A 19143-nucleotide genomic window follows, 5' to 3' on the forward strand; every position below is an offset into this window, starting at 1 on the left:
CATGACCTCAGGAGGTCCGCAGGACGCGACCTCAACACTCGTCTACCACGCCGTGCGCAAGGGCTACCGCGAGCAGGACATGGGCTACGGAAGCGCGATCTCGCTGATCTTCTTCGTCTGCGTCCTCCTCATCAGCCTTATCCAGCGCTGGCTGACCAGGGAGAAGGACTGACATGGCTACGCATACTGTCCCGTCTCACGAACTGACCACCCCGGCCCAGCAGCCCACCGCTCAGCGTGTGCCTGGAAGGCGTGGCCGGGCGGCAACGAAGCGGCGCTCGCGGGTCCTGACCTATATCGGGCTGGTTGTCGCCGCATCGGTCGCGGTCTTCCCGCTGCTGTTTATGATCTTCTCCTCGCTCAAGCCTGACTCGCAGATCTTCGCGGACCTGGGCAGTGTCAAGGCGTTCCTGCCGGTGGGCGAGCTGTCACTGGACAACTACGAGGGTGTCTTCCAACGTGTGCCAGCAGGTCGCTTCCTGATGAACTCGGCGATCGTGACCGTGTGCATCGTGGTCCTCGGCCTCGTGGTCAACTCCATGATCGGTTTTGCCATCGCCCGGATGCGGTGGAAGGGCAAGCGCATCATTCTCTCGCTGGTCCTGGCCACCCTCATGGTGCCTTTTGAGACCATCGCGGTGCCGTTGGTCTTCTGGGTGGCCAAGCTGCCGTCGCTGCAGTGGGTCGTGGACGGGTTCCTGGTCAAGCAGGGGATGCTGAACACCTACCAGGTCCAGATCCTGCCCTACATTGCCAACGCGCTGGCGATCTTCCTCTTCTCGCAGCACTTTGGAGACATTCCCAAGGAGATCGACGAGGCTGCGCGCGTGGACGGCGCGAGTTGGTTCACCATCTATCGCAAGATCGTCGTCCCGCTGTCTGGACCGACTTTCGCCACGGTGGCCATCATCATGATGCTGCCGGCGTGGAACTCCTACCTCTGGCCGCTCATGGTGGTTCAGGAGGAGGCGATGCGCCCGGTCAGCGTAGGAATGCAGTACTTCTTCCAGCTCAACCCCGTGTGGGGCGAGATCATGGCTTACGGCACGCTCATCACAGTGCCGATGTTGGTGCTATTCATCATCTTCCAACGTTCCTTCGTCCAGTCTCTGGCCGGTACGGCCGTCAAGGGCTGAGACACTTGCAACCCGGATAAGGAGACCGAGATGGCCTTCAGCCTTGCTGACCACTGGATGTGGGACCACTGGATCGCTCGTCGCGCAGACCTGTACCACCTGTTCTTTCTGCGTGCGTCGAAGGCGCTGCACAACCCGGACCGGCGTCACTGGCGGGCATCGATTGGGCACGCGGTGTCCTCAGATGCTCGCAACTGGACCCTGCTGCCCGATGCCCTGGTTCACTCTGATGGCCCTGCCTTCGATGACCAGGCGACCTGGACCGGCTCGGCCGTCGTCAAGGATGACGGCACGATCCGTCTCTTCTACACCGGCATCTCCCGTCGCGAAGGAGGGATGGTTCAGCGAGTTGGCTGGGCTGACTCCCAGGACGGGGTGACCTTCACCCGCGCCTGCGCCGAGCCTGTGGAGGCTGACGGACGCTGGTACGAGAAGTGGAACCCTTCCTACCCGTGGGACGAGCCGTGGCGGGACCCCTATGTCTTCCAACACGAGGGGCGCTGGCACATGCTGGTCACGGCGCGCCGTGCCGGTGTGGATCGTTTGCACGCCGGTGTGATCGGCCATGCCGTGTCTGATGACCTGGACCACTGGGAGGTGCTCGAGCCTCTGACTGAGCCCAGCCAGTTCGGTCAGCTTGAGGTCAGTCAGTCGCGCTTCGTGGACGGCAAGCACCTGCTGGTCTTCTCCTGTGGGCGTGACATGCAGGCCGCTGCGTGCGACGGAACGGTGTGGGTCGCCGAGGGGGAGGGGCCCTTGGGGCCGTGGGATGTGGACAATGCCCGCTATGTCGAGCCTACGCACCTGTACGCCGGCCAGGTCTTTGACATGGCAGACGGACAGTGGGCTTTCACCGGCTTTGATGACGGAGAGGACGGCGTCTTCCGCGGAGTGATCCCGGACCCGTTGCCATGGAACGAGGTGCAGCTGTCTCAGGCTCCAGTGCGCTGACGCCAAGCGGCCTCGGCGCGCTCGGGTAGTGCTCCGATGGGGCCATGCCCGATGTGACCGCTCGATGGGGGTGGGAGCGAACCAATGAGGTTCGCTCCCACCCCCATCGAGCGTCGTGCGTCTGCCGGAAACGCAGCCAGTGCAAGAAACGATCCGACCGGCGCCGTGCGCCGTCGTCACCGTGCTGGGCCCGGCATAGGCCACTCCTCTGACCGGTATGCGTGCTGGATCCCACTTACCGAGATTGACCGATCCTCGCGTCCTGGGAATATCGGAAGGCTGATCTTGGTTAAAGTAGGACAGTGCGTAGGCCGTCCGGCCTAGGTGCGCCGCCCGAGGAGGAGAGGAGAGGTCATGAGCACGGTCGACGACGACTCGACCCGGGCCCGGGTCCTTGACCTCATCGTCGAGAAGGGGCCGGTCTCCGCAGCTCAGCTGGCCAGGGTCCTGGACCTGACGCCTGCGGCGGTGCGTCGCCACCTCACTGCCCTGGAGGAGAGCGGAGAGATCCAGGTCCACGCGGCCGCTGCCTGCGGCAAGCGAGGGCGTGGCCGTCCGGCTCGCCACTACGTGGCCACCTCGAAAGCGAGGACGAGCTTCGCCGAGGGCTACTCCGACATCGCCACGCGAGCCCTGTCCTACCTCCAGCAGGTCGCCGGGGACAAGGCGATCGACTCCTTTGCGGCCGTGCGCGGACGCGACCTGGAACGCCGCTACATGCCGGTGGTCGAGGCCGCCGGCAAGGATCCCTCGGACCGCGCTCGCGCCCTGGCGGACGCCCTGACCCTGGACGGCTACGCCGCCACCGTCCGCGACGTGGGAGACGGTTCCTATGCCGTCCAGCTGTGCCAGGGCCACTGCCCGGTGCGTGACGTCGCTGGACAGTTCGGCGAGCTGTGCGAGGCCGAGACCCAGGCCATCGCCCGCCTTATTGGAGTCCCGGTGCAGCGTCTGGCTACCCTCGCCGGCGGCGACCACGTGTGCACCACGCACGTCCCCATCGCGATGCCCGTCCTGCGCAAGCGCACGGTACGAGCAGCAGCAGACACGCGAAGCCCACGGGCCCAGCGAACGGAAGGAACCCGATGACATCACCGAGCACCGACAAGCCTCGCGTCTCCGACGACGAGATCATCGACTCGATCTCGACGCAGTACGACTTTGGCTGGCACGACTCTGACGAGGCTGGTGCCAACGCCAAGCGCGGTCTTGACGAGCAGGTCGTGCGGGAGATCTCCGCCATCAAGGGCGAGCCCGAGTGGATGCTGGCCAAGCGCCTCAAGGCCTACGAGATCTTCGAGCGCAAGCCCATGCCCACCTGGGGCGTGGACCTGTCCGAGCTGGACATGGACTCGGTGAAGTACTACGTGCGCTCCACTGACAAGCCGGCGAGCTCCTGGGACGACCTGCCCGACGACATCCGCTCCACCTATGACCGCATCGGCATCCCCGAGGCCGAGCGCGAGCGGCTGGTGGCGGGCGTGGCGGCCCAGTACGAGTCGGAGGTCGTCTACCACCAGATCCGTGAGGACCTGGAGAAGCAGGGCGTCATCTTCGTCGACACCGACACCGCGGTGCGCGAGTACCCCGAGCTGGTCCAGGAGTACTTCGGCTCGGTGGTGCCGGCTGGTGACAACAAGTTCGCCGCCCTCAACACCGCGGTGTGGTCCGGCGGCTCCTTCATCTACGTGCCCAAGGGCGTCCACGTCGAGATCCCGCTGCAGGCCTACTTCCGGATCAACACCGAGAACATGGGCCAGTTCGAGCGCACGCTCATCATCGCCGACGAGGACTCCTACGTCCACTACGTCGAGGGCTGTACCGCCCCCATCTACTCCACCGACTCCCTGCACTCAGCGATCGTGGAGATCGTGGTCAAGAAGAACGCCCGCGTGCGGTACACGACCATCCAGAACTGGTCCAATAACGTGTGGAACCTGGTGACCCAGCGCGCCACCTGCGCCGAGGGCGCCACCATGGAGTGGGTGGACGGCAACATCGGCTCCAAGCGCAACATGAAGTACCCGGCCGTCTACCTCATGGGCCCCCACGCCCGCGGTGAGGCCCTGTCCATCGCCTTCGCCAGCGAGGGCCAGCACCAGGACACCGGCGCCAAGATGGTCCACATGGCGCCCTACACCTCCAGCCACATCGTCTCTAAGTCCGTGGCCCGCCACGGCGGGCGCTCGGGCTACCGAGGCCTGGTCCAGATCATGAAGAACGCCCGGCACTCCAAGTCCAACGTGCTGTGCGACGCCCTGCTGGTCGACGAGATCTCGCGCTCGGACACCTACCCCTACGTCGACGTGCGTACCGACGACGTCGAGATGGGCCACGAGGCCACCGTGTCCAAGGTGAGCGCGGACCAGCTCTTCTACCTCATGCAGCGCGGGCTGACCGAGACCGAGGCCATGGCCACGATCGTGCGCGGCTTCGTCGAGCCTATCGCCCGCGAGCTGCCCATGGAGTACGCCCTGGAGCTCAACCGCCTCATCGAGCTGCAGATGGAGAACTCCGTCGGCTGAGGCCGACGGCGCAGCCCGCCCCACGCACACCACCTTCCACTCGATCCGCCGGGTACCCGGCACAGGAGCACCTCATGCCCGACCTGTCCACTGACCACTCCCAGGCGAGCCTGGACGGCGCCCACTCTCACGGGCGCGCCGCAGCGCCTCAGGGGCGCTACGTCGCCTCGCGTGCGGACCGCCCTACCTCCTTCGACCCGGCTGACATCCCGGTGCCACGCGGGCGCGAGGAGGAATGGCGCTTCACGCCCATGAAGCGTTTCCGCCCGCTGTTCGGCCTGGAGGCCGTGCGTGCCGGAAGCGCGACGGACTCGGTCACCGTCGCCGTCGACGCCCCGCAGGGCGTGGACGTGGAGAGCCTGGAACGCACCGACGAGCGCCTGGGGACCGTCGGCGCCCCGGTGGACCGCACCGGCGTCGTCGCCTGGGTGGCGTTCGAGACCGCCACCGCCGTCACCCTCCAGGCTGGCGCCCAGCTCGAGCGCGCCGTGCGCGTGAGCGTGACGGGCCACGAGGTCCCCGGCGAAGAGGGCTTCGCCCACCCCGCTGCCGGCCACCTGCTCATCACCGCCCAGAAGGGCAGCCGCGGCACCGTGGTCCTGGATCACACCGGCACTGCCGCCTACACGCAGGGGGTAGAGGTTGTCGTCGCTCCCGAGGCCGAGCTGACCCTCGTCACCATCCAGAACTGGGACGACGCCGCCGTCCACGCCTCCAACCACCGCGTGCGCGTGGAGGGGCGTGGCACCCTCAAGCACGTCGTCGTGAGCCTGGGAGGAGACGTGCGCATCTCCTCCGACCTCGGCTTCGCTGGCGAGGGCGGGCGTACCGAGGCCTACGGCGTCTACTTCACCGACGCCGGCCAGCACCAGGAGCACCGCCCCTACGTGGCCCACACCGAGCCGCACTGCTACTCCCGCGTGACCTACAAGGGCGCGCTGCAGGGCGAGAATGCCCACGCCGTATGGGTGGGGGACTGCCTCATCGGCGCCGCCGCCCGCGGCACGGACACCTACGAGCTCAACCGCAACCTGGTGCTCACCGAGGGCGCCAAGGCGGACTCGATCCCCAACCTGGAGATCGAGAACGGCAACATCGAGGGCGCCGGCCATGCCTCGGCCACCGGGCGCTTCGACGACCACCAGCTGTTCTACCTGCGTGCCCGCGGCATCCCCGAGGCTGAGGCCCGGCGCCTGGTGGTGCTCGGCTTCTTCAACGAGATCGTCGCCGAGATCGGCGTGCCTGAGATCGAGGAGACCCTCATGGGCGCCATCGAGAAGGAGCTGGAGCTCACCGGCGTCATCGCCGCCCGCGAGCAGGCTCCCACCGCCTGAGCCGCACCTGACCACCCCGTACCCGCAACAGAAGAGCACACGAGCATGAGTACCCTGCAGATCAAGAACCTCCACGTCCAGGTCGCCACCAACGACGGCCCCAAGCCCATCCTCAAGGGCGTCGACCTCACGGTTGACTCCGGCGAGGTCCACGCCATCATGGGCCCCAACGGCTCGGGCAAGTCCACCCTGGCCTACTCCATCGCCGGTCACCCCGACTACGAGGTCACCGACGGTGAGGTCCTGCTCGACGGCGTCAACCTGCTGGACATGAGCGTGGACGAGCGCGCTCGCGCCGGCCTGTTCCTGGCCATGCAGTACCCGGTTGAGGTCCCCGGCGTGTCCGTGGCCAACTTCCTGCGCACCGCCAAAACCGCCATCGACGGCCAGGCCCCCAAGGTCCGCCAGTGGGTCAGCGAGGTAGCCGGCGCGATGGAGAAGCTGCGCATGGACCCTGCTTTCAACGAGCGTGACGTCAACGCCGGCTTCTCGGGAGGCGAGAAGAAGCGCTTCGAGATCCTCCAGATGGAGCTCTTGAAGCCCCGGTTCGCCGTCCTGGACGAGACCGACTCCGGCCTGGACGTGGACGCGCTGCGCATCGTCTCCGAGGGCGTCAACCGCCTGCACGACTCCTCCGACGCCGGCTTCCTCCTCATCACGCACTACACGCGGATCCTGCGCTACATCAAGCCCAGCCACGTCCACGTCTTCGTTGACGGGCACGTGGCCGAGGAAGGTGGCCCGGACCTGGCCGAGCGCCTGGAGAACGAGGGCTACGACCGCTTCCTCAAGTGAGGCACCCTCATGACTGACCCTGCATCCTCCGTCCCGTCTGCCGCGCAGGCGAGGCCGCCGCAGCCGCTGAGCGCGGACGAGCTCGCCGCCGTCCGTGCGGACTTCCCGTACCTGGCGCGTCCCGCGCGCTCGGGCGGGCAGCTGGCCTATCTCGACTGGGCAGCCACCAGCCAGAAGCCAGCCTGCGTCATCGCTCGTGAGGCCGAGTTCCTGCGGATGTCCAACGGCGCCGCGGGCCGCTCGACCTACCAGATCGCCGATGAGGCGACTGCCGCCTGGGAGGAGGCTCACGAGGCGGTCGGCGCCTTCGTGGGAGCGCGGGCCAGTCAGGTGGTCTTCACCAAGAACGCCACCGAGGCAGTCAACCTCGTGGCCCTGGCGATCGGGCACGCGAGCCTGGGACGCCCGGCCGGGCGCGGGGGCGCGGCAGCGGATGCTCATGACCCCTCGGCCAGGCTCCGCCTGGGCCAGGGCGACGAGATCGTCGTCTCGCGCGCGGAGCACCACGCCAACCTCGTGCCCTGGCAGGAGCTGGCGGCGCGCACGGGTGCCACTCTGCGGTGGCTGGACCTGACCCCCGAGGGCCGGATCGATCCCGGCACGGTGGACGTCATCACCGAGCGCACCCGCGTGGTGGCTGTGGCCCACGCCTCCAACGTCATCGGAGCGCTCACCCCGCTGGATGTGATCCTGCCGGCAGCCAAGGCAGTCGGTGCCCTCGTCCTGCTGGACACCTGCCAGTCCGGGGCCCACCTCCCGCTGGACTTCGCGGCGCTGTCCGCTGCCGGTGTGGACGCGATGGTCCTGTCCAGCCACAAGATGCTCGGGCCGACCGGCATCGGCGCGCTGGTGGCCACCGAGGAGCTGACGGAGGCGATGCCACCGGTGCTCACCGGGGGCTCGATGATCGAGGTCGTCTCCATGGAGTCCTCGACCTACATGACCGGTCCCGCCCGCTTCGAGGCCGGCAGCCAGCCGCTGGCCCAGGCCGCGGCGTGGACGACGGCGGTGGGCTACCTGTCACGGCTGGGCCTGGACCGTCTGCACGCCGGTGAGCAGGTGCTGACTGGGCGTCTTCTGGACGGCCTGACGGGCGTGGCCGGCGTGCGCGTGCTCGGGCCGACCGATACCCGCGACCGGCTCGGCGTGGTGCCCTTCGTCGTCGATGGCGTCCACCCTCATGACGTCGGCCAGGTGCTCGATGCTGCCGGGGTCGCTGTGCGCACCGGCCACCACTGCGCCCAGCCCATCCACGCCCACTTCGGGGTGCACGCCTCCTCGCGCGTATCCTTCGGGCCGACCACCACGCCCCAGGAGGTTGACCGCTTCCTCGAGGCGGTCGCCTCCGTCCGTTCCTACTTTGGCAGGTGAGCATGAACGACCTCGACCAGCTCTACCAGCAGGTCATCCTCGACCACTCGCGTGAGCGCCACGGCGCGGGCGCGCTCGACGCCCCTGACGGCCAGTCCCACCAGGTCAACCCCACCTGCGGGGACGAGGTGACTCTTGACGTCAAGGTCCAGGACGGCACCATCGCGGCCGTCGGCTGGCAGGGGGAGGGCTGCTCTATCTCCCAGGCCTCGATCTCGGTCATGCACGACCTGGTCGACGGTGCGGACCTAGAGACGGTCGCCCGCCTGGAGGCGGACTTCGACGCCCTCATGCACTCACGCGGCAAGGGCGTGGACGAGGCCGTGCTCGACGCCCTGGAGGACGGGGCGGCCTTCGAGGGGGTCTCGAAGTACCCCAACCGCGTCAAGTGCGCGCTGCTGGGGTGGATGGCCCTCAAGGACGCCCTGGCGCGCTCCGGCGTCGTCCTTCCGCAGGTGGAGGCCGACGGCGCACCGGCCAGCTGAGGCGTCCCCTCACCTGCCCTCACCACTGACTGACGAGGACCGGATCGGTCCTGACAACCTCAAGGAGACCGCATGAGCGAGCCCACCGGCGCCCCGGCGCCCGGAGCCGAGAACCCGGCCGGCAGCCCGGCTACCACCGCACCTGCCGGCCCGGCCGACAACCCCATGGCGGCCCAGCACGCCCCCGCCCAGCTCTCCGACGTCGACGTCGCCGCGATCGAGGAAGCCCTGCGCGACGTCATCGACCCGGAGCTGGGCATCAACGTCGTCGACCTCGGTCTGCTCTACGGCATCGCCATCGAGCCCGACGGCACCGTGGTGCTGGACATGACGCTGACGACGGCAGCCTGCCCGCTGACCGACGTCATTGAGGAGCAGGCGTCCCAGGCCCTGGCCTACATCGTGGACAAGGTCCGCATCCAGTGGGTGTGGCTGCCGCCGTGGGGCCCGGACAAGATCACGCCCGAGGGGCGCGAGCAGCTGCGGGCGCTGGGCTTCAACGTCTGAGGAGTACCTCGCGCAGCACCGGCGCGTTGGAGCGCTGGTTTCCGTTCCTCGTGCCGTACAGGAGGGTGAGGCGTCCGCGTTCGGCCAGGCCGCGTAGGTGTGCCACAGCCTCGGCACGCTCGGGCTGGGCCAGCTCGGCGCGGTAACGCGCCTGGAACTCCTCCCAGCTGATCTCGCCGTGGTGGAAGCCGCGACGCAGCTCGCCAGACGGAGCGATCTCCTGACACCACTCGTCCAGTGCTGCGCGCTCCTTGGACACCCCTCGCGGCCACAACCGGTCCACCAGCACCCGGTACCCGTCCTCGGCGCTGGGTTCCTCACGGACGGACTTGAGCACGACGTCCAGGCTCATGACGGTCTCTCGCCTCTCTTCACTCGTGGCCGTGCCAGTATCCCACCGGCGTAACGCATGAGCCTCGTGGCCCCCGGTATCCTGACCCCGTGCTCTACGACCTGCTGTACAAGACCGTCCTGACACGCATTGACCCCGAGGTTATCCACGACGTCTGCGTCAAGGGCGTCGCGCTCACCGGTCGCCTGCCCTTCGTGCGGGACGTCGTGCGCCAGGCCTGGGGACGCCGGCCCGCGATCCCCGTGCCCTCTGCCGGTCAGGGAGGGCCCTTCGCCCGCCCGGTTCCCGGCGTGCTGGGACTGGCAGCCGGGATGGACAAGGAGGGCGAGGCCGTGGTGGGCATGGACGCCCTCGGCTTCGGCTTCATCGAGGTCGGCACCTTCACCGCGCAGGCCCAGCCTGGCAACGACAAGCCCCGCATGTGGCGCTACCCGGCTACGCGAGCCGTGCGCAACAGGATGGGCTTCAACAACTCTGGCGCGGACGAGGCCGCTCGCCGCCTGCGCGAGCTGCGCTCGACGGTGCGTGGGCGCAGCATCGTCGTGGGAGCCAACATCGGCAAGACCAAGGTGGTCCCGCTGGAGGACGCCGTCGAGGACTACCGCTACTCCGCGGCCGCGGTGGCCCGCTGGGCCGACTACCTCGTGGTCAACGTCTCCAGCCCCAACACTCCCGGCCTGCGCGACCTGCAGAACGTGGAGTCCCTGCGGCCGATCCTTGAGGCCGTGCGGGAGGCCGGTGACGCTGCCGCTCACCGTCACGTGCCCCTCCTGGTCAAGATCGCCCCGGACCTGGCCGACGAGGACGTCGACGCCGTCGCTGACCTTGTCACCGACATGGGCCTGGACGGCGTGGTAGCCACCAACACCACCATCGACCACGACCTGGGGGAGGGAGGCCTGTCCGGGGCGCCGCTGCTTCCGCGCTCCCTGGAGGTCGTGCGCCGGCTGCGCGCGCGCCTGGGCGAAGGGCCAACGATTATCGGCGTGGGTGGGATCTCCTCCATCATGGACGCTGAGCTCATGCTCGACGCCGGTGCGGACCTGCTCCAGGCCTACACCGCCTTCATCTACAACGGTCCGGCGTGGCCGGGCCGTATCAACCGGGCGCTGGCGACCATGCGCCGCCCGCGCTGAACGGTTACCATGGCCGCGCGCCACGGCGCATGAGTGGGAGACGAGGCTACCTGTGAGGTCGGGCTGGTAGTCCGACGTCGTCGACCCCGGGAACACCAGTGACTCATTCAGCCCCCTCCTCTCAGGTGCCCGGCGCGCAGCCGCCTGCACCCGACCGGCCCCTGCGTGCTCTCGTGCAGGCTGCCGGTGGCTCCTTCCTTGCCCTGGGGTTTCTGGGCCGGCTGCCAGCGGCCATGAACCAGCTGGGCATGCTCCTCATCGTCTCCGCCTCCGGCCGAGGCCTGGCCCTGGCCGGCTCGACAGTCGCGGCCGTGGGCCTGGGGACTGCCGCTGGGGCGCCACTCGTCGGCCGCCTCGTGGACCGGATTGGTGCGGTGCGTGTGCTCGCCTGCGCCCTCGTGGTGCAGTCACTGGCTCTGGCCGGGGTACTCGCCTGTTTGTATGCGGACCTGTCAAGTGCCCTCATTCTCATCTTCGCGGCACTCCTCGGATGTGCGAACCCTCAGGCAGGCTCGATTGCGCGTGCATGCTGGTCGGCCATTGCTCGTGCGGACGCCGTACCTGCTCGTGCCCTGCGGACGATCCGGCTCGGCCTGGGCTTCGAGACGGCCGCGGATGAGACGAGCTTCGTCGTCGGGCCGGTCGCGGCCGGGGCGCTGGTGACGCTGCTCGGGGCCGAGGGGGCGGCCCTGTCCCTGCTGGTCCTCACCGTGCTGGGTGAAGGAGCCTTCGCCCTGTGGCTCGCCCGCCGCCCGGCGCTGTCTCGTCCGCACCACGACGGCGGGGCCGGTTCCACGCAGGCGCAGGCGCGTACGCCGTGGGTGGCGCTGGCACCGGTACTGCTCACGATCGGTGCTGTGGGCGTGGTCTTTGGCGCCACCCAGACGGCGCTGACCGCCGTGCACACGGCTCACGGGACCCCAGGGCTGACCGGCCCGATCTACGGCTCGATGGGGATCACCTCGGCGCTGGCCGGCATGGTGGCGCCCTCCTTGCGCACCGGCGTCCTCGCGAGGACGGCTCTGGGTGGCCTTCTGGTGCTCATCTGCTCGTCCGTCCTCACGGCGGTTCCCGGCACGCCGCTGACCCTGGCGATGATCCTCATCATGGGAGCGGGCGTGGGCACGGTCCTGGCAACCTCCTACACGCGTATCGAGGCGGTGGCTGTATCCGGACGGGTCACGAGCCTGATGACTGTGGCTGCTACTTGCAACGTCCTGGGGGTCTCCCTCGGCTCGGTGGCCACGGGTGCGCTCGGGGCCAACCTCCACTACGCCAACCTGCCGGCTGTGGCAGCCGGTGCGGTCATACTCGCTCTGGCCGCAGCGCAGGCGTTGACGGGCCGAACGGGTAGCTTTGCCTCCGAGTGAAGAACGCCAGGCTCCTCGCTCGTGCGCAAAGCTACCCGCTCGCGTCACAGGTCAGCGCAGCTCCTCGTCAGCCTTGCGTGAGGGGGAGCGGGTGAGCGCCGGGTCACGCTCGACGACGTCGCCCAGGGCCTGGTCGATCGCGGCCATCATGTCCGCGTCCAGGCGCACGCCCGAGGCCTTGACGTTCTCCTCCAGCTGCTGGGGCCGGGAGGCGCCCACCAGGGCGGCCGAGACGTTCGGGTTCTGCAGGACCCACGCGATCGCCAGCTGCGGCATGGTCAGGCCTGCCTCGTCAGCGATCGGACGCAGGCTCTGGACCGCGGTGAGGACCTCGTCGCGCATCCATCCCGCGATCATGTCCTTGCCGCCACGCTCGTCCGTGGCGCGCGAGCCTGCCGGAGGCTGCTGACCGGGTAGGTACTTGCCGGACAGCACGCCCTCAGCCATCGGGGACCACACGACCTGGCCCATGCCGAGCTCCTCGGAGGTGGGCACGACCTTGTCCTCGATGACACGCCACAGCATCGAGTACTGCGGCTGGTTGGACACCAGGCGGAATCCCATCTGGGTGGCCAGCTCCTGACCGGCCCGGATCTGCTCGGCGGTCCACTCCGAGACGCCGATGTACAGGGCCTTGCCCGAGCGCACGACGTCGGCGAAGGCCTGCATGGTCTCCTCCAGCGGCGTGGCGTCGTCGTAGCGGTGGGCCTGGAGGAGGTCCACGTAGTCGGTGCCCAGGCGCTTGAGCGACCCCTCGATGCCGCGCAGGATGTGCTTGCGCGACAACCCGGAGTCGTTAGCGCCCTTGTCCTGGATCGGGAAGTAGACCTTGGTGAAGATCTCCACGCCGTCACGGCGCGTGCCGGCCAGCGCCTTGCCCAATACCTCCTCGGCCTTGGTGTTGGCGTAGGTGTCGGCGGTGTCGAAGGTCGTGATGCCCAGGTCCAGGGCCGTGTGGACGCACTGCGTCGCCGTGTCAGCCTCGACCTGCGAGCCGTGGGTGAGCCAGTTTCCGTAGGTGATCTCCGTGACGCGAAGGCCGGAGCTGCCAAGATGACGGTAAGCAACCATGGCTCCAGCCTAGGGGAGCAGGCGCCGGGGCGAGTCCTCGGTCACAGGGCCAGGGACGTCGTCGGCCCGGCTTCCGCTGTCGGCGGAGAACCGGGCCGGGAAACGAGGCGGAGCGGGCTCAGGAGGGGTACTCGCGGCGTCCCACCTGAGGAACCGGCTGACGCCAGCGCCGCAGGTTGAAGCAGCGGGAGAAGACGTACCAGAAGATGACACCCTGCTCCTTGACGCGAGCCTCGCCGAACTTGGCGATGAGGCGCTTGCGAACCAGACGCCAGCAGATGACCGCGTCCACGATCGCGATGAGGAAGAGACCGTAGATGAAGAGCATGAGGTAGAAGGTGCCCACAGCCGCCTGCGCCGAGCGTGAGACCGCCTGGAAGCCGATGACCACGAGCAGCAGGATGATCGTCGAGGGCAGGAAGAGCTCGCCGACGCTGAAGCGGGCGTCCACGTAGTCGCGGATGTAGCGCTTGATCGGTCCCTTGTCCCGCACCGGCAGGTAGCGGTCGTCCCCGGTGACCATGGCGCGGCGCTGGCGCTCCCAGGCCTCATCCTGCTTGGCGCGGGCCTCACGCTTGGCGGCCTTGCGGTCGGTGGGGACCACGGGGTGGACGCCACGGGCCTGCGCGTCCTTGCGCTTGGGCGTGGGACGTCCCTTGCCACCGGGCTTGGTGCTCTCGGCCTCCGGCGCGGGCTCGGCGGCCTTCTCCTTCTTGAACAGACTCACGCCGCTAGGTTACCGGCTCGGTCGCGCTACGCTGAAAACCATGATCTCAGTCGACGCCGTACGCGCATCCGTCCACCGCTCCTTCGACGACGTCGTGGCCGACCTGGTCGACCTCGTCGCCATCCCCTCGGTCTCGGCCTCCAGCCACGACCAGGCGGAGGTGGCGCGCTCGGCCGAGCACGTGGCCGGCCTGCTGCGGGGCGTGGGGCTGGAGGCCGAGGTCGTGAGCGTCGACGGGCCGGACGGCGTGCCTGGCCGTCCGGCGGTGCTCGCCCACCGCGAGGGGCCCGCAGGCTCCCCGCGCGTGCTGCTCTACTCCCACCACGACGTCCAGCCCGTGGGCGACCCCGGCGCCTGGGCCCAGGCTGATCCCTTCACTGCCGAGCGCCGCGGCGACCGCCTGTTCGGACGCGGTACGGCCGACGACGGCGCCGGCGTCATCTCCCACGTCCACGCCCTGCGGGTGCTGGACGAGCTCCTCGGGGGCCTTCCCTGCTCGGTCACCGTCTTCATCGAGGGGGAGGAAGAGGTCGGCTCGCCCTCCTTCGAGAACCTGCTGGCTGCCTACCGCGACCGTCTGGAGGCTGACGTCATCGTCGTGGCCGACTCCTCCAACTGGAAGGTCGGTGTGCCGGCGCTGACCACCTCGCTGCGCGGCGTGGTCCAGGTCGACGCCCGGCTGGACGTCCTCGACCACGCCCTGCACTCGGGACAGTACGGCGGCCCGGTGCTCGACGCCGTGACCTCCATGTGCCGCCTGGTGGCCACCTTGCACGACGAGGCGGGCGACGTCGCCGTGCCGGGGCTGGTCTCCCGTGCCCAGGCTGCTCCTGACTTCCCTGAGTACCCCGAGGAGGCCTTCCGCGCCGACGCTGGCGTGCTCGACGGCGTCGAGCTGGCCGGTACCGGGGACCTCACCGCCCGGCTGTGGACCAAGCCGACGATCACGGTGATCGGCATGGACGTCACGCCCCTCCACCTGGCCGGCAACGTCCTGGCCCCCTCCTGCACCGCCCGCATCTCAATGCGTCTGGCACCCGGCCAGGACCCTGCCGCGGCCCAGGCCGCGCTCGTGGCCTACCTGAAGCAGCAGGTGCCCTTCGGGGCGCGCCTGACCGTCTCCCAGGGCGAGGCCGGTCCCGCCTTCGACGGGTCCTCGGACACCCCGGCCGGCCGTGCGGCCCACTGGGCGCTGTCCACGGCCTTCGGCGAGAACTGCGTGGACATCGGCCAGGGTGGCTCCATCCCCTTCATCTCCACCCTCCAGGAGACCTTCCCCGGTGCTCAGGTCCTGGTGACCGGCATCGAGGACCCGGACACGCGTGCCCACAGCGAGGACGAGTCCATGCACCTGGGTGACCTGGAGAAGATCGTTACCGCCGAGGCGCTCCTGCTGGCGCGGCTGGGCGGGGCCGTGGACGAGCCGGCCAAGGGCTGAGCGCGTGCGCGTCCTTCTTGCACCGGGTGGGATGTATCCCGAGCCCGGGGGCGTGCCTGTGACCACGGCGGGGACGGGCCTGCCTGCTCACGCCGTGGCCCAGGCCCTGTCAGCGGGATGGCGCAGCCAGCGGCCCGAGGACCGCCTGGCGCTCCTGCCGATGGCCGACGGCGCTGCCGGCAGCGCTGCGGTCTTTCCTTCTTCCCTGGTCACTGGCCGCCTGGCTGTGCAGGCCTCCGGGCCGCTTGGCCAGGTCCGTGAGGTGGACCTGCTCAGGCTCGCCCCGCCGCAGGCAAAGAGACCGAGTGACGCGGCTGCGCCGTCGTCGGGCTCCGGGACCACGTGGTTCCTGGACGCAGCCCGCCTGACGGCCTTGCCGGCGGACCGCGAGGAGGCTGCGCGCGAGGCGATGGAGGGCACCACCTACGGCCTCGGCCAGGTGCTGGCTGCCGCCGTGAGGGCGAGCGCACCCGACGACCTGCTTGTCGTGGGCCTGGCGCGCAGCGGTGTCCACGACGGTGGGGCGGGCCTCGTCGACGGGCTCGGGGGAGTGGAGCAGGCCGCCCGGATGCTCGCGGAGCGGCGGCTCCTGCTCGCCCTGGCCGACGACGTCCCGCTCGGCGGACTGTCTGGCGCCGGACAGGGGCTGGTCTCCGTGACCTCCCTGGGAGCCGAGCAGGCGCAGGAACGTGACCGGGATGCCTGCGCGGCTGCCAGCAGTCTCCTCACGCAGCTGACCGAACGCTCCGGGGTCGGTGGGCCGGTGCGCCGGGTCCTGCCAGTGGTTGGAGCCGAAAGGAGCGCACCGGGCACGCTCAGCGTCACCTCATGGGGCAGTGGGGCCGGCGGTGGGGCTGCCCTCCTCCTCCAGGCGCTCGGCGCGCGGGCGATGCCCGGCACGCGAGTGATGGCGGACCTGCTCGGCCTGGAGGCGAGGGTGGAGGACGCTGATCTCGTCGTGACTGCAGCGGGAGAGGTCTACGACGTCCTGGCGGACTCGCTGACCGCCGTCGTGGGCCAGGCTGCCTCGGCGCGGGCGCTGCCGGTAGCCCTGGTCAGCGGCCGCGCTCTTGTGCCGCGCGGTGAGCTGGCAGTGGCTGGTGTGAGCGCCTCCTACAGCCTGGAGGAGATGGGGGCGGGCACCATGGGCGTCTGGCACAGCGAGGGAGAGCAGGCAGTGCGCCGTCGGCTGGAGGAGATGGGCGCGCGCCTGGCCCGCAGCTGGTCGCGTTAGGCGGCGGCCTCGCTACTCCTTGGGCGCCGGGCCCGTGGAGCCGCGGACAATGAGATCGGGGGAGAAGAACATCTCCCCATCCGGGACGTCCTCGCCGGCGATCGCGGCCAGCAGGGTTGTCACGGCCGAGCGGGCGATGGCAGTCACCGGCTGGCGCACCGTGGTCAGCGGCGGGTTGGTCATGGGGATGAGCGGGGAGTCGTCGTAGCCGATGACCGAGACGTCGCCGGGGACCGACAGACCTGCGGCACGCACACCCTGAATGGCGCCGAGGGCCATGATGTCCGAGCCGCACACGATGGCAGTGCACCCCTGCTCCAGCAGCCGGGTGGCGCCTGCGGCGCCGCCCTCATAGCTGTACAGGGCCTCGACGGTCCGCAGGGGCTCGCCAGGCAGACCGGCACGCATGGCGTCCTCGTAGCCCGAGCGCTTGCGCTGGGCGGGGACCATACGCAAGGGGCCCATGGCCAGGCCGATTCGGCGGTGGCCCAGACTGATGAGGTAGTCCACCGCCATGCGCGCGGCAGTGCGGTCGTCCGTGGTGAAGCCGGGGGCCTTGATCGTGGGGGCGTTGCCGTTGATCGTGACCAGGGGGACCTCGCGCTCGCGCAGGCGTTGGTAACGGGTGACGTCGCTGGAGGTGTCGGCGTGGCGGCCGGAGACGAAGATGATGCCGGAGACCCCACGGTCCACGAGCATCTCGATGTACTCGTCCTCGGTGGTGCCACCAGGGTTCTGGGTACACAGCAGTGGGGTGTGCCCGCTGGGAGCCAGCAGCTGCTCGATCTCCTGGGCGAACATAGGGAAGATCGGGTTGGACAGCTCGGGCACGATCAGCCCGACCAGCCCGCGTGAGGCCTGGTGCAGGGCCTCGGGACGTTCATATCCCAGCAGGTCCAGGGCCACGAGCACCTGACGCCGGGTGACCTCAGCGACGTTGGACTTGCCGTTGAGGACACGGGAGACGGTCGCCGTCGAGACGCCAGCCTGCTCGGCAATACTGGCCAAGGTGATGCGTTGAGGCACCTCAAATCTCCTTCGAGTCGGTGCAGCTCGTGGTGCGGCGTTAGATGACAACGACGCAGACGGACCGCGGACGGGGCGCCGTGACTCGCCGTCGAATCGAGGCAGGGGCGGACCCGTGTCATGTATGAATGTAACGGCTTAATGTAAGACTATGCAAGATAGGTGTCGTGAGCAGGGGGAGGGGGCGCCGGGGCGGGCCTGGTGCCTGTAGCCTGCGGCCATGTCATGGCTGCGTCGTTCTCGCTCTTCTCACCTTGCCCTGCCTGCTGAGGTAGTCGCGGAGGTTGCGGCAGAATCTCGTCTGCTTGCGGCTGTACCGGTCTCGGCGGATGGTCGGCGCTGGCTCGTGGCGTGCCAGGACGGTCTGCGGGGCGTTGAGGTCGGGTCGGCGGAGGCCTCTGCGGCCGGCGGTGCTGCCGGGGATGAGGTCGAGGTTGGGGCTGCCGGTGGTGCTGCCGCGGCGGGCGGTGCTGCCGCGGCCGAGCCCGAGGTTAAGGCCGCAGGCGCCGCGGAACCATGGTGCTGGGACGGGCTGACGGGCTGGGACCAGGTGACTCGGGCGCGGTGGGATGCCGAGGAGCGCTGCTTCTCGTTTCATGTCTTGTATGAGAGGCGGGCACGGTTGCTGCGCGTGCCGGCGGCCCTGCGTCAGGGGAGGCCTGGCGGCGGCTGGGAGAGTGTGGACGTCGACGAGTCCGCCTTCGGGCGGGTGGTCAGACAGCAGGTTGAGCGTGCCATTGTCCACTACGTCAGCCAGGCCCTGCCCGATGGGCTGCGCGTGACAGCCTCGATCCGTCGCCGTGGCGACGGGAGCTTGTACGCGGTGCTTGATCCGGCGCTCGAGAGTCTGGATACGGGGCAGCGTGAGGCTGCTCAGGCCCTGCTTCGTCAGGTCCGTGATGGTGTGGGTCTGCCCACACCGTGAGAAAATGGCGGAATCTGGCGGTCTTAGCCTCAGGTGCCGATTCGACGCGGCCGTGAACGGTTGCTAAAGTTCTTTCCGCGCCAAGCGCGATTCCTGCGTAGCTCAATGGCAGAGCATCCGACTGTTAATCGGACGGTTGTTGGTTCGAGTCCAACCGCAGGAGCTTCTCGGAAGCCCCGGCCCCACCGGCCGGGGCTTCCGTCGTCTCCGGCTCCTGGCGCGGTCCCGGTCTCGATCCACTGAATCGGCACGCCTGTAGCCATAGCCCAGACGTTGAGCACGATCTTGCGTGGCTTACTGGAGAAGCCCGTTTCGTAGTTGCTGACTGTTGCGCGACTGACGCCCATGGCCTCACCGAGCTGGTGCTGGATAGTCGGGGTTGAAGTTGGTTCTGGGCACCTTGGGGAGCAGGCTCCGAACGACGGTGGCGCGTGGGGGTTTTGTGGCGTGGGGTGGGTGATTGGTGCGTGCTTTGGCGAATGCGACGGTCTCTAGGGGAGTGCTAGGGCACGCACCAATGACGTGTGCACGTCCGCATCGGGGGATGCACGTTCCAGTGGGGGTGGTGGGTTTGATGGCTGCGTCAGTTGAGGCCCTGAACCGTCAGTTTGGGGCTGGCGTGTGGCCTAAAGCGACGGGAAGAGGCGACGGAGATGGGGCGGCGTGTGGGGCTTTGGTGCGTGCAGGGGGGGGACTCGCCCCCTCTGGAAACGTAGCCTGGCGTATGACCCGAGCGGGTCCTGGGCGACGCCTGGCAGGT

General features: G+C 69.0%; 19 protein-coding genes, 1 tRNA gene and 1 pseudogene. 16 read left to right on the forward strand and 5 right to left on the reverse strand.

The features are described from left to right. The first annotated feature begins 1 nt into the window (after position 1). The 10 genes from CYJ26_RS10895 to CYJ26_RS00125 all read left to right on the forward strand — a co-directional run bounded on the left by CYJ26_RS10895 (position 2) and on the right by CYJ26_RS00125 (position 9104). Complete coding sequence (locus tag CYJ26_RS10895) at positions 2–172, forward strand: hypothetical protein (RefSeq protein ID WP_244901975.1); 171 nt, start codon at positions 2–4, stop codon at positions 170–172. Position 173: 1 nt separating this feature from the next. Beyond that, complete coding sequence (locus tag CYJ26_RS00085; RefSeq protein ID WP_101637745.1) at positions 174–1136, forward strand: carbohydrate ABC transporter permease; 963 nt, start codon at positions 174–176, stop codon at positions 1134–1136. Positions 1137–1166: 30 nt separating this feature from the next. After that, positions 1167–2087, forward strand: a complete 921-nt coding sequence (locus CYJ26_RS00090; RefSeq protein WP_101637746.1) for a glycoside hydrolase family protein — start codon at positions 1167–1169, stop codon at positions 2085–2087. A gap of 354 nt (positions 2088–2441) precedes the next feature. After that, positions 2442–3176, forward strand: a complete 735-nt coding sequence (locus CYJ26_RS00095; RefSeq protein ID WP_034236342.1) for a helix-turn-helix transcriptional regulator — start codon at positions 2442–2444, stop codon at positions 3174–3176. Then, entirely contained in the window at positions 3173–4612 is a 1440-nt protein-coding gene (sufB, locus tag CYJ26_RS00100) for a Fe-S cluster assembly protein SufB (RefSeq protein WP_034236341.1), read from the forward strand. Before CYJ26_RS00095 ends, sufB begins: the two co-directional genes overlap by 4 nt. Positions 4613–4686: 74 nt before the next feature. Next, positions 4687–5946 (forward strand): Fe-S cluster assembly protein SufD, encoded by a 1260-nt coding sequence (gene sufD, locus CYJ26_RS00105; RefSeq protein ID WP_101637747.1) that lies wholly within the window; start codon positions 4687–4689, stop codon positions 5944–5946. Positions 5947–5991: 45 nt separating this feature from the next. Next, complete coding sequence (gene sufC, locus CYJ26_RS00110; protein WP_101637748.1) at positions 5992–6741, forward strand: Fe-S cluster assembly ATPase SufC; 750 nt, start codon at positions 5992–5994, stop codon at positions 6739–6741. Positions 6742–6750: 9 nt separating this feature from the next. Continuing rightward, complete coding sequence (locus tag CYJ26_RS00115) at positions 6751–8112, forward strand: aminotransferase class V-fold PLP-dependent enzyme (RefSeq protein WP_052039832.1); 1362 nt, start codon at positions 6751–6753, stop codon at positions 8110–8112. A gap of 2 nt (positions 8113–8114) precedes the next feature. Next, a complete protein-coding gene (gene sufU / locus CYJ26_RS00120) occupies positions 8115–8597 on the forward strand; it encodes a Fe-S cluster assembly sulfur transfer protein SufU (protein WP_006549889.1) in 483 nt (160 codons plus the stop codon). A 72-nt stretch (positions 8598–8669) separates the two neighbouring features. Beyond that, entirely contained in the window at positions 8670–9104 is a 435-nt protein-coding gene (locus CYJ26_RS00125) for a metal-sulfur cluster assembly factor (protein ID WP_034236337.1), read from the forward strand. Here the strand turns inward: CYJ26_RS00125 and CYJ26_RS00130 are convergent. Further along, a complete protein-coding gene (locus CYJ26_RS00130; RefSeq protein WP_006549887.1) occupies positions 9094–9456 on the reverse strand; it encodes a DUF488 domain-containing protein in 363 nt (120 codons plus the stop codon). The two genes, CYJ26_RS00125 and CYJ26_RS00130, sit on opposite strands and share 11 nt — an antisense overlap. A gap of 89 nt (positions 9457–9545) precedes the next feature. Between CYJ26_RS00130 and CYJ26_RS00135 the strand changes: the two genes are divergently transcribed. Further along, a complete protein-coding gene (locus CYJ26_RS00135; RefSeq protein WP_101637749.1) occupies positions 9546–10592 on the forward strand; it encodes a quinone-dependent dihydroorotate dehydrogenase in 1047 nt (348 codons plus the stop codon). Between the two features lie 98 nt (positions 10593–10690). Next, positions 10691–11962, forward strand: a complete 1272-nt coding sequence (locus tag CYJ26_RS00140; protein ID WP_244901976.1) for an MFS transporter — start codon at positions 10691–10693, stop codon at positions 11960–11962. A 51-nt stretch (positions 11963–12013) separates the two neighbouring features. On the opposite strand, the gene CYJ26_RS00145 is transcribed toward CYJ26_RS00140, so the two are convergent. Beyond that, the gene (locus tag CYJ26_RS00145) at positions 12014–13033 is read right to left on the reverse strand and encodes an aldo/keto reductase family protein (RefSeq protein ID WP_006549884.1); all 1020 of its coding nucleotides are present in this window, start codon (positions 13031–13033) and stop codon (positions 12014–12016) included. Positions 13034–13151: 118 nt separating this feature from the next. Continuing rightward, positions 13152–13760, reverse strand: coding sequence for a DUF3043 domain-containing protein (locus tag CYJ26_RS00150; protein ID WP_101637751.1), 609 nt, complete (start codon positions 13758–13760; stop codon positions 13152–13154). 40 nt (positions 13761–13800) lie between these two features. Here CYJ26_RS00150 and CYJ26_RS00155 point away from each other — a divergent pair, with 40 nt between their 5' ends. Both CYJ26_RS00155 and CYJ26_RS00160 read left to right on the forward strand, forming a co-directional pair. After that, complete coding sequence (locus CYJ26_RS00155; protein ID WP_101637752.1) at positions 13801–15198, forward strand: M20/M25/M40 family metallo-hydrolase; 1398 nt, start codon at positions 13801–13803, stop codon at positions 15196–15198. Between the two features lie 4 nt (positions 15199–15202). Beyond that, complete coding sequence (locus CYJ26_RS00160) at positions 15203–16432, forward strand: glycerate kinase (protein WP_040319881.1); 1230 nt, start codon at positions 15203–15205, stop codon at positions 16430–16432. Positions 16433–16444: 12 nt separating this feature from the next. On the opposite strand, the gene CYJ26_RS00165 is transcribed toward CYJ26_RS00160, so the two are convergent. After that, on the reverse strand, positions 16445–17458 hold the full coding sequence (locus CYJ26_RS00165; protein ID WP_006549879.1) for a LacI family DNA-binding transcriptional regulator: 1014 nt from the start codon (positions 17456–17458) through the stop codon (positions 16445–16447). A gap of 220 nt (positions 17459–17678) precedes the next feature. Between CYJ26_RS00165 and CYJ26_RS10900 the strand changes: the two genes are divergently transcribed. After that, the gene (locus tag CYJ26_RS10900) at positions 17679–18383 is read left to right on the forward strand and encodes a hypothetical protein (RefSeq protein WP_048679083.1); all 705 of its coding nucleotides are present in this window, start codon (positions 17679–17681) and stop codon (positions 18381–18383) included. 91 nt (positions 18384–18474) lie between these two features. Beyond that, a tRNA-Asn gene (locus tag CYJ26_RS00175) sits at positions 18475–18546 on the forward strand. Positions 18547–18628: 82 nt separating this feature from the next. Here CYJ26_RS00175 and CYJ26_RS11210 read toward each other — a convergent pair. Further along, a pseudogene (locus tag CYJ26_RS11210) lies at positions 18629–18844 on the reverse strand (helix-turn-helix domain-containing protein); the annotation flags it as partial. Positions 18845–19143: the final 299 nt, after the last annotated feature.

Origin of the sequence: Actinomyces urogenitalis, from assembly GCF_002861525.1 — a bacterium.
GTDB classification, from domain to species: domain Bacteria; phylum Actinomycetota; class Actinomycetes; order Actinomycetales; family Actinomycetaceae; genus Actinomyces; species Actinomyces urogenitalis.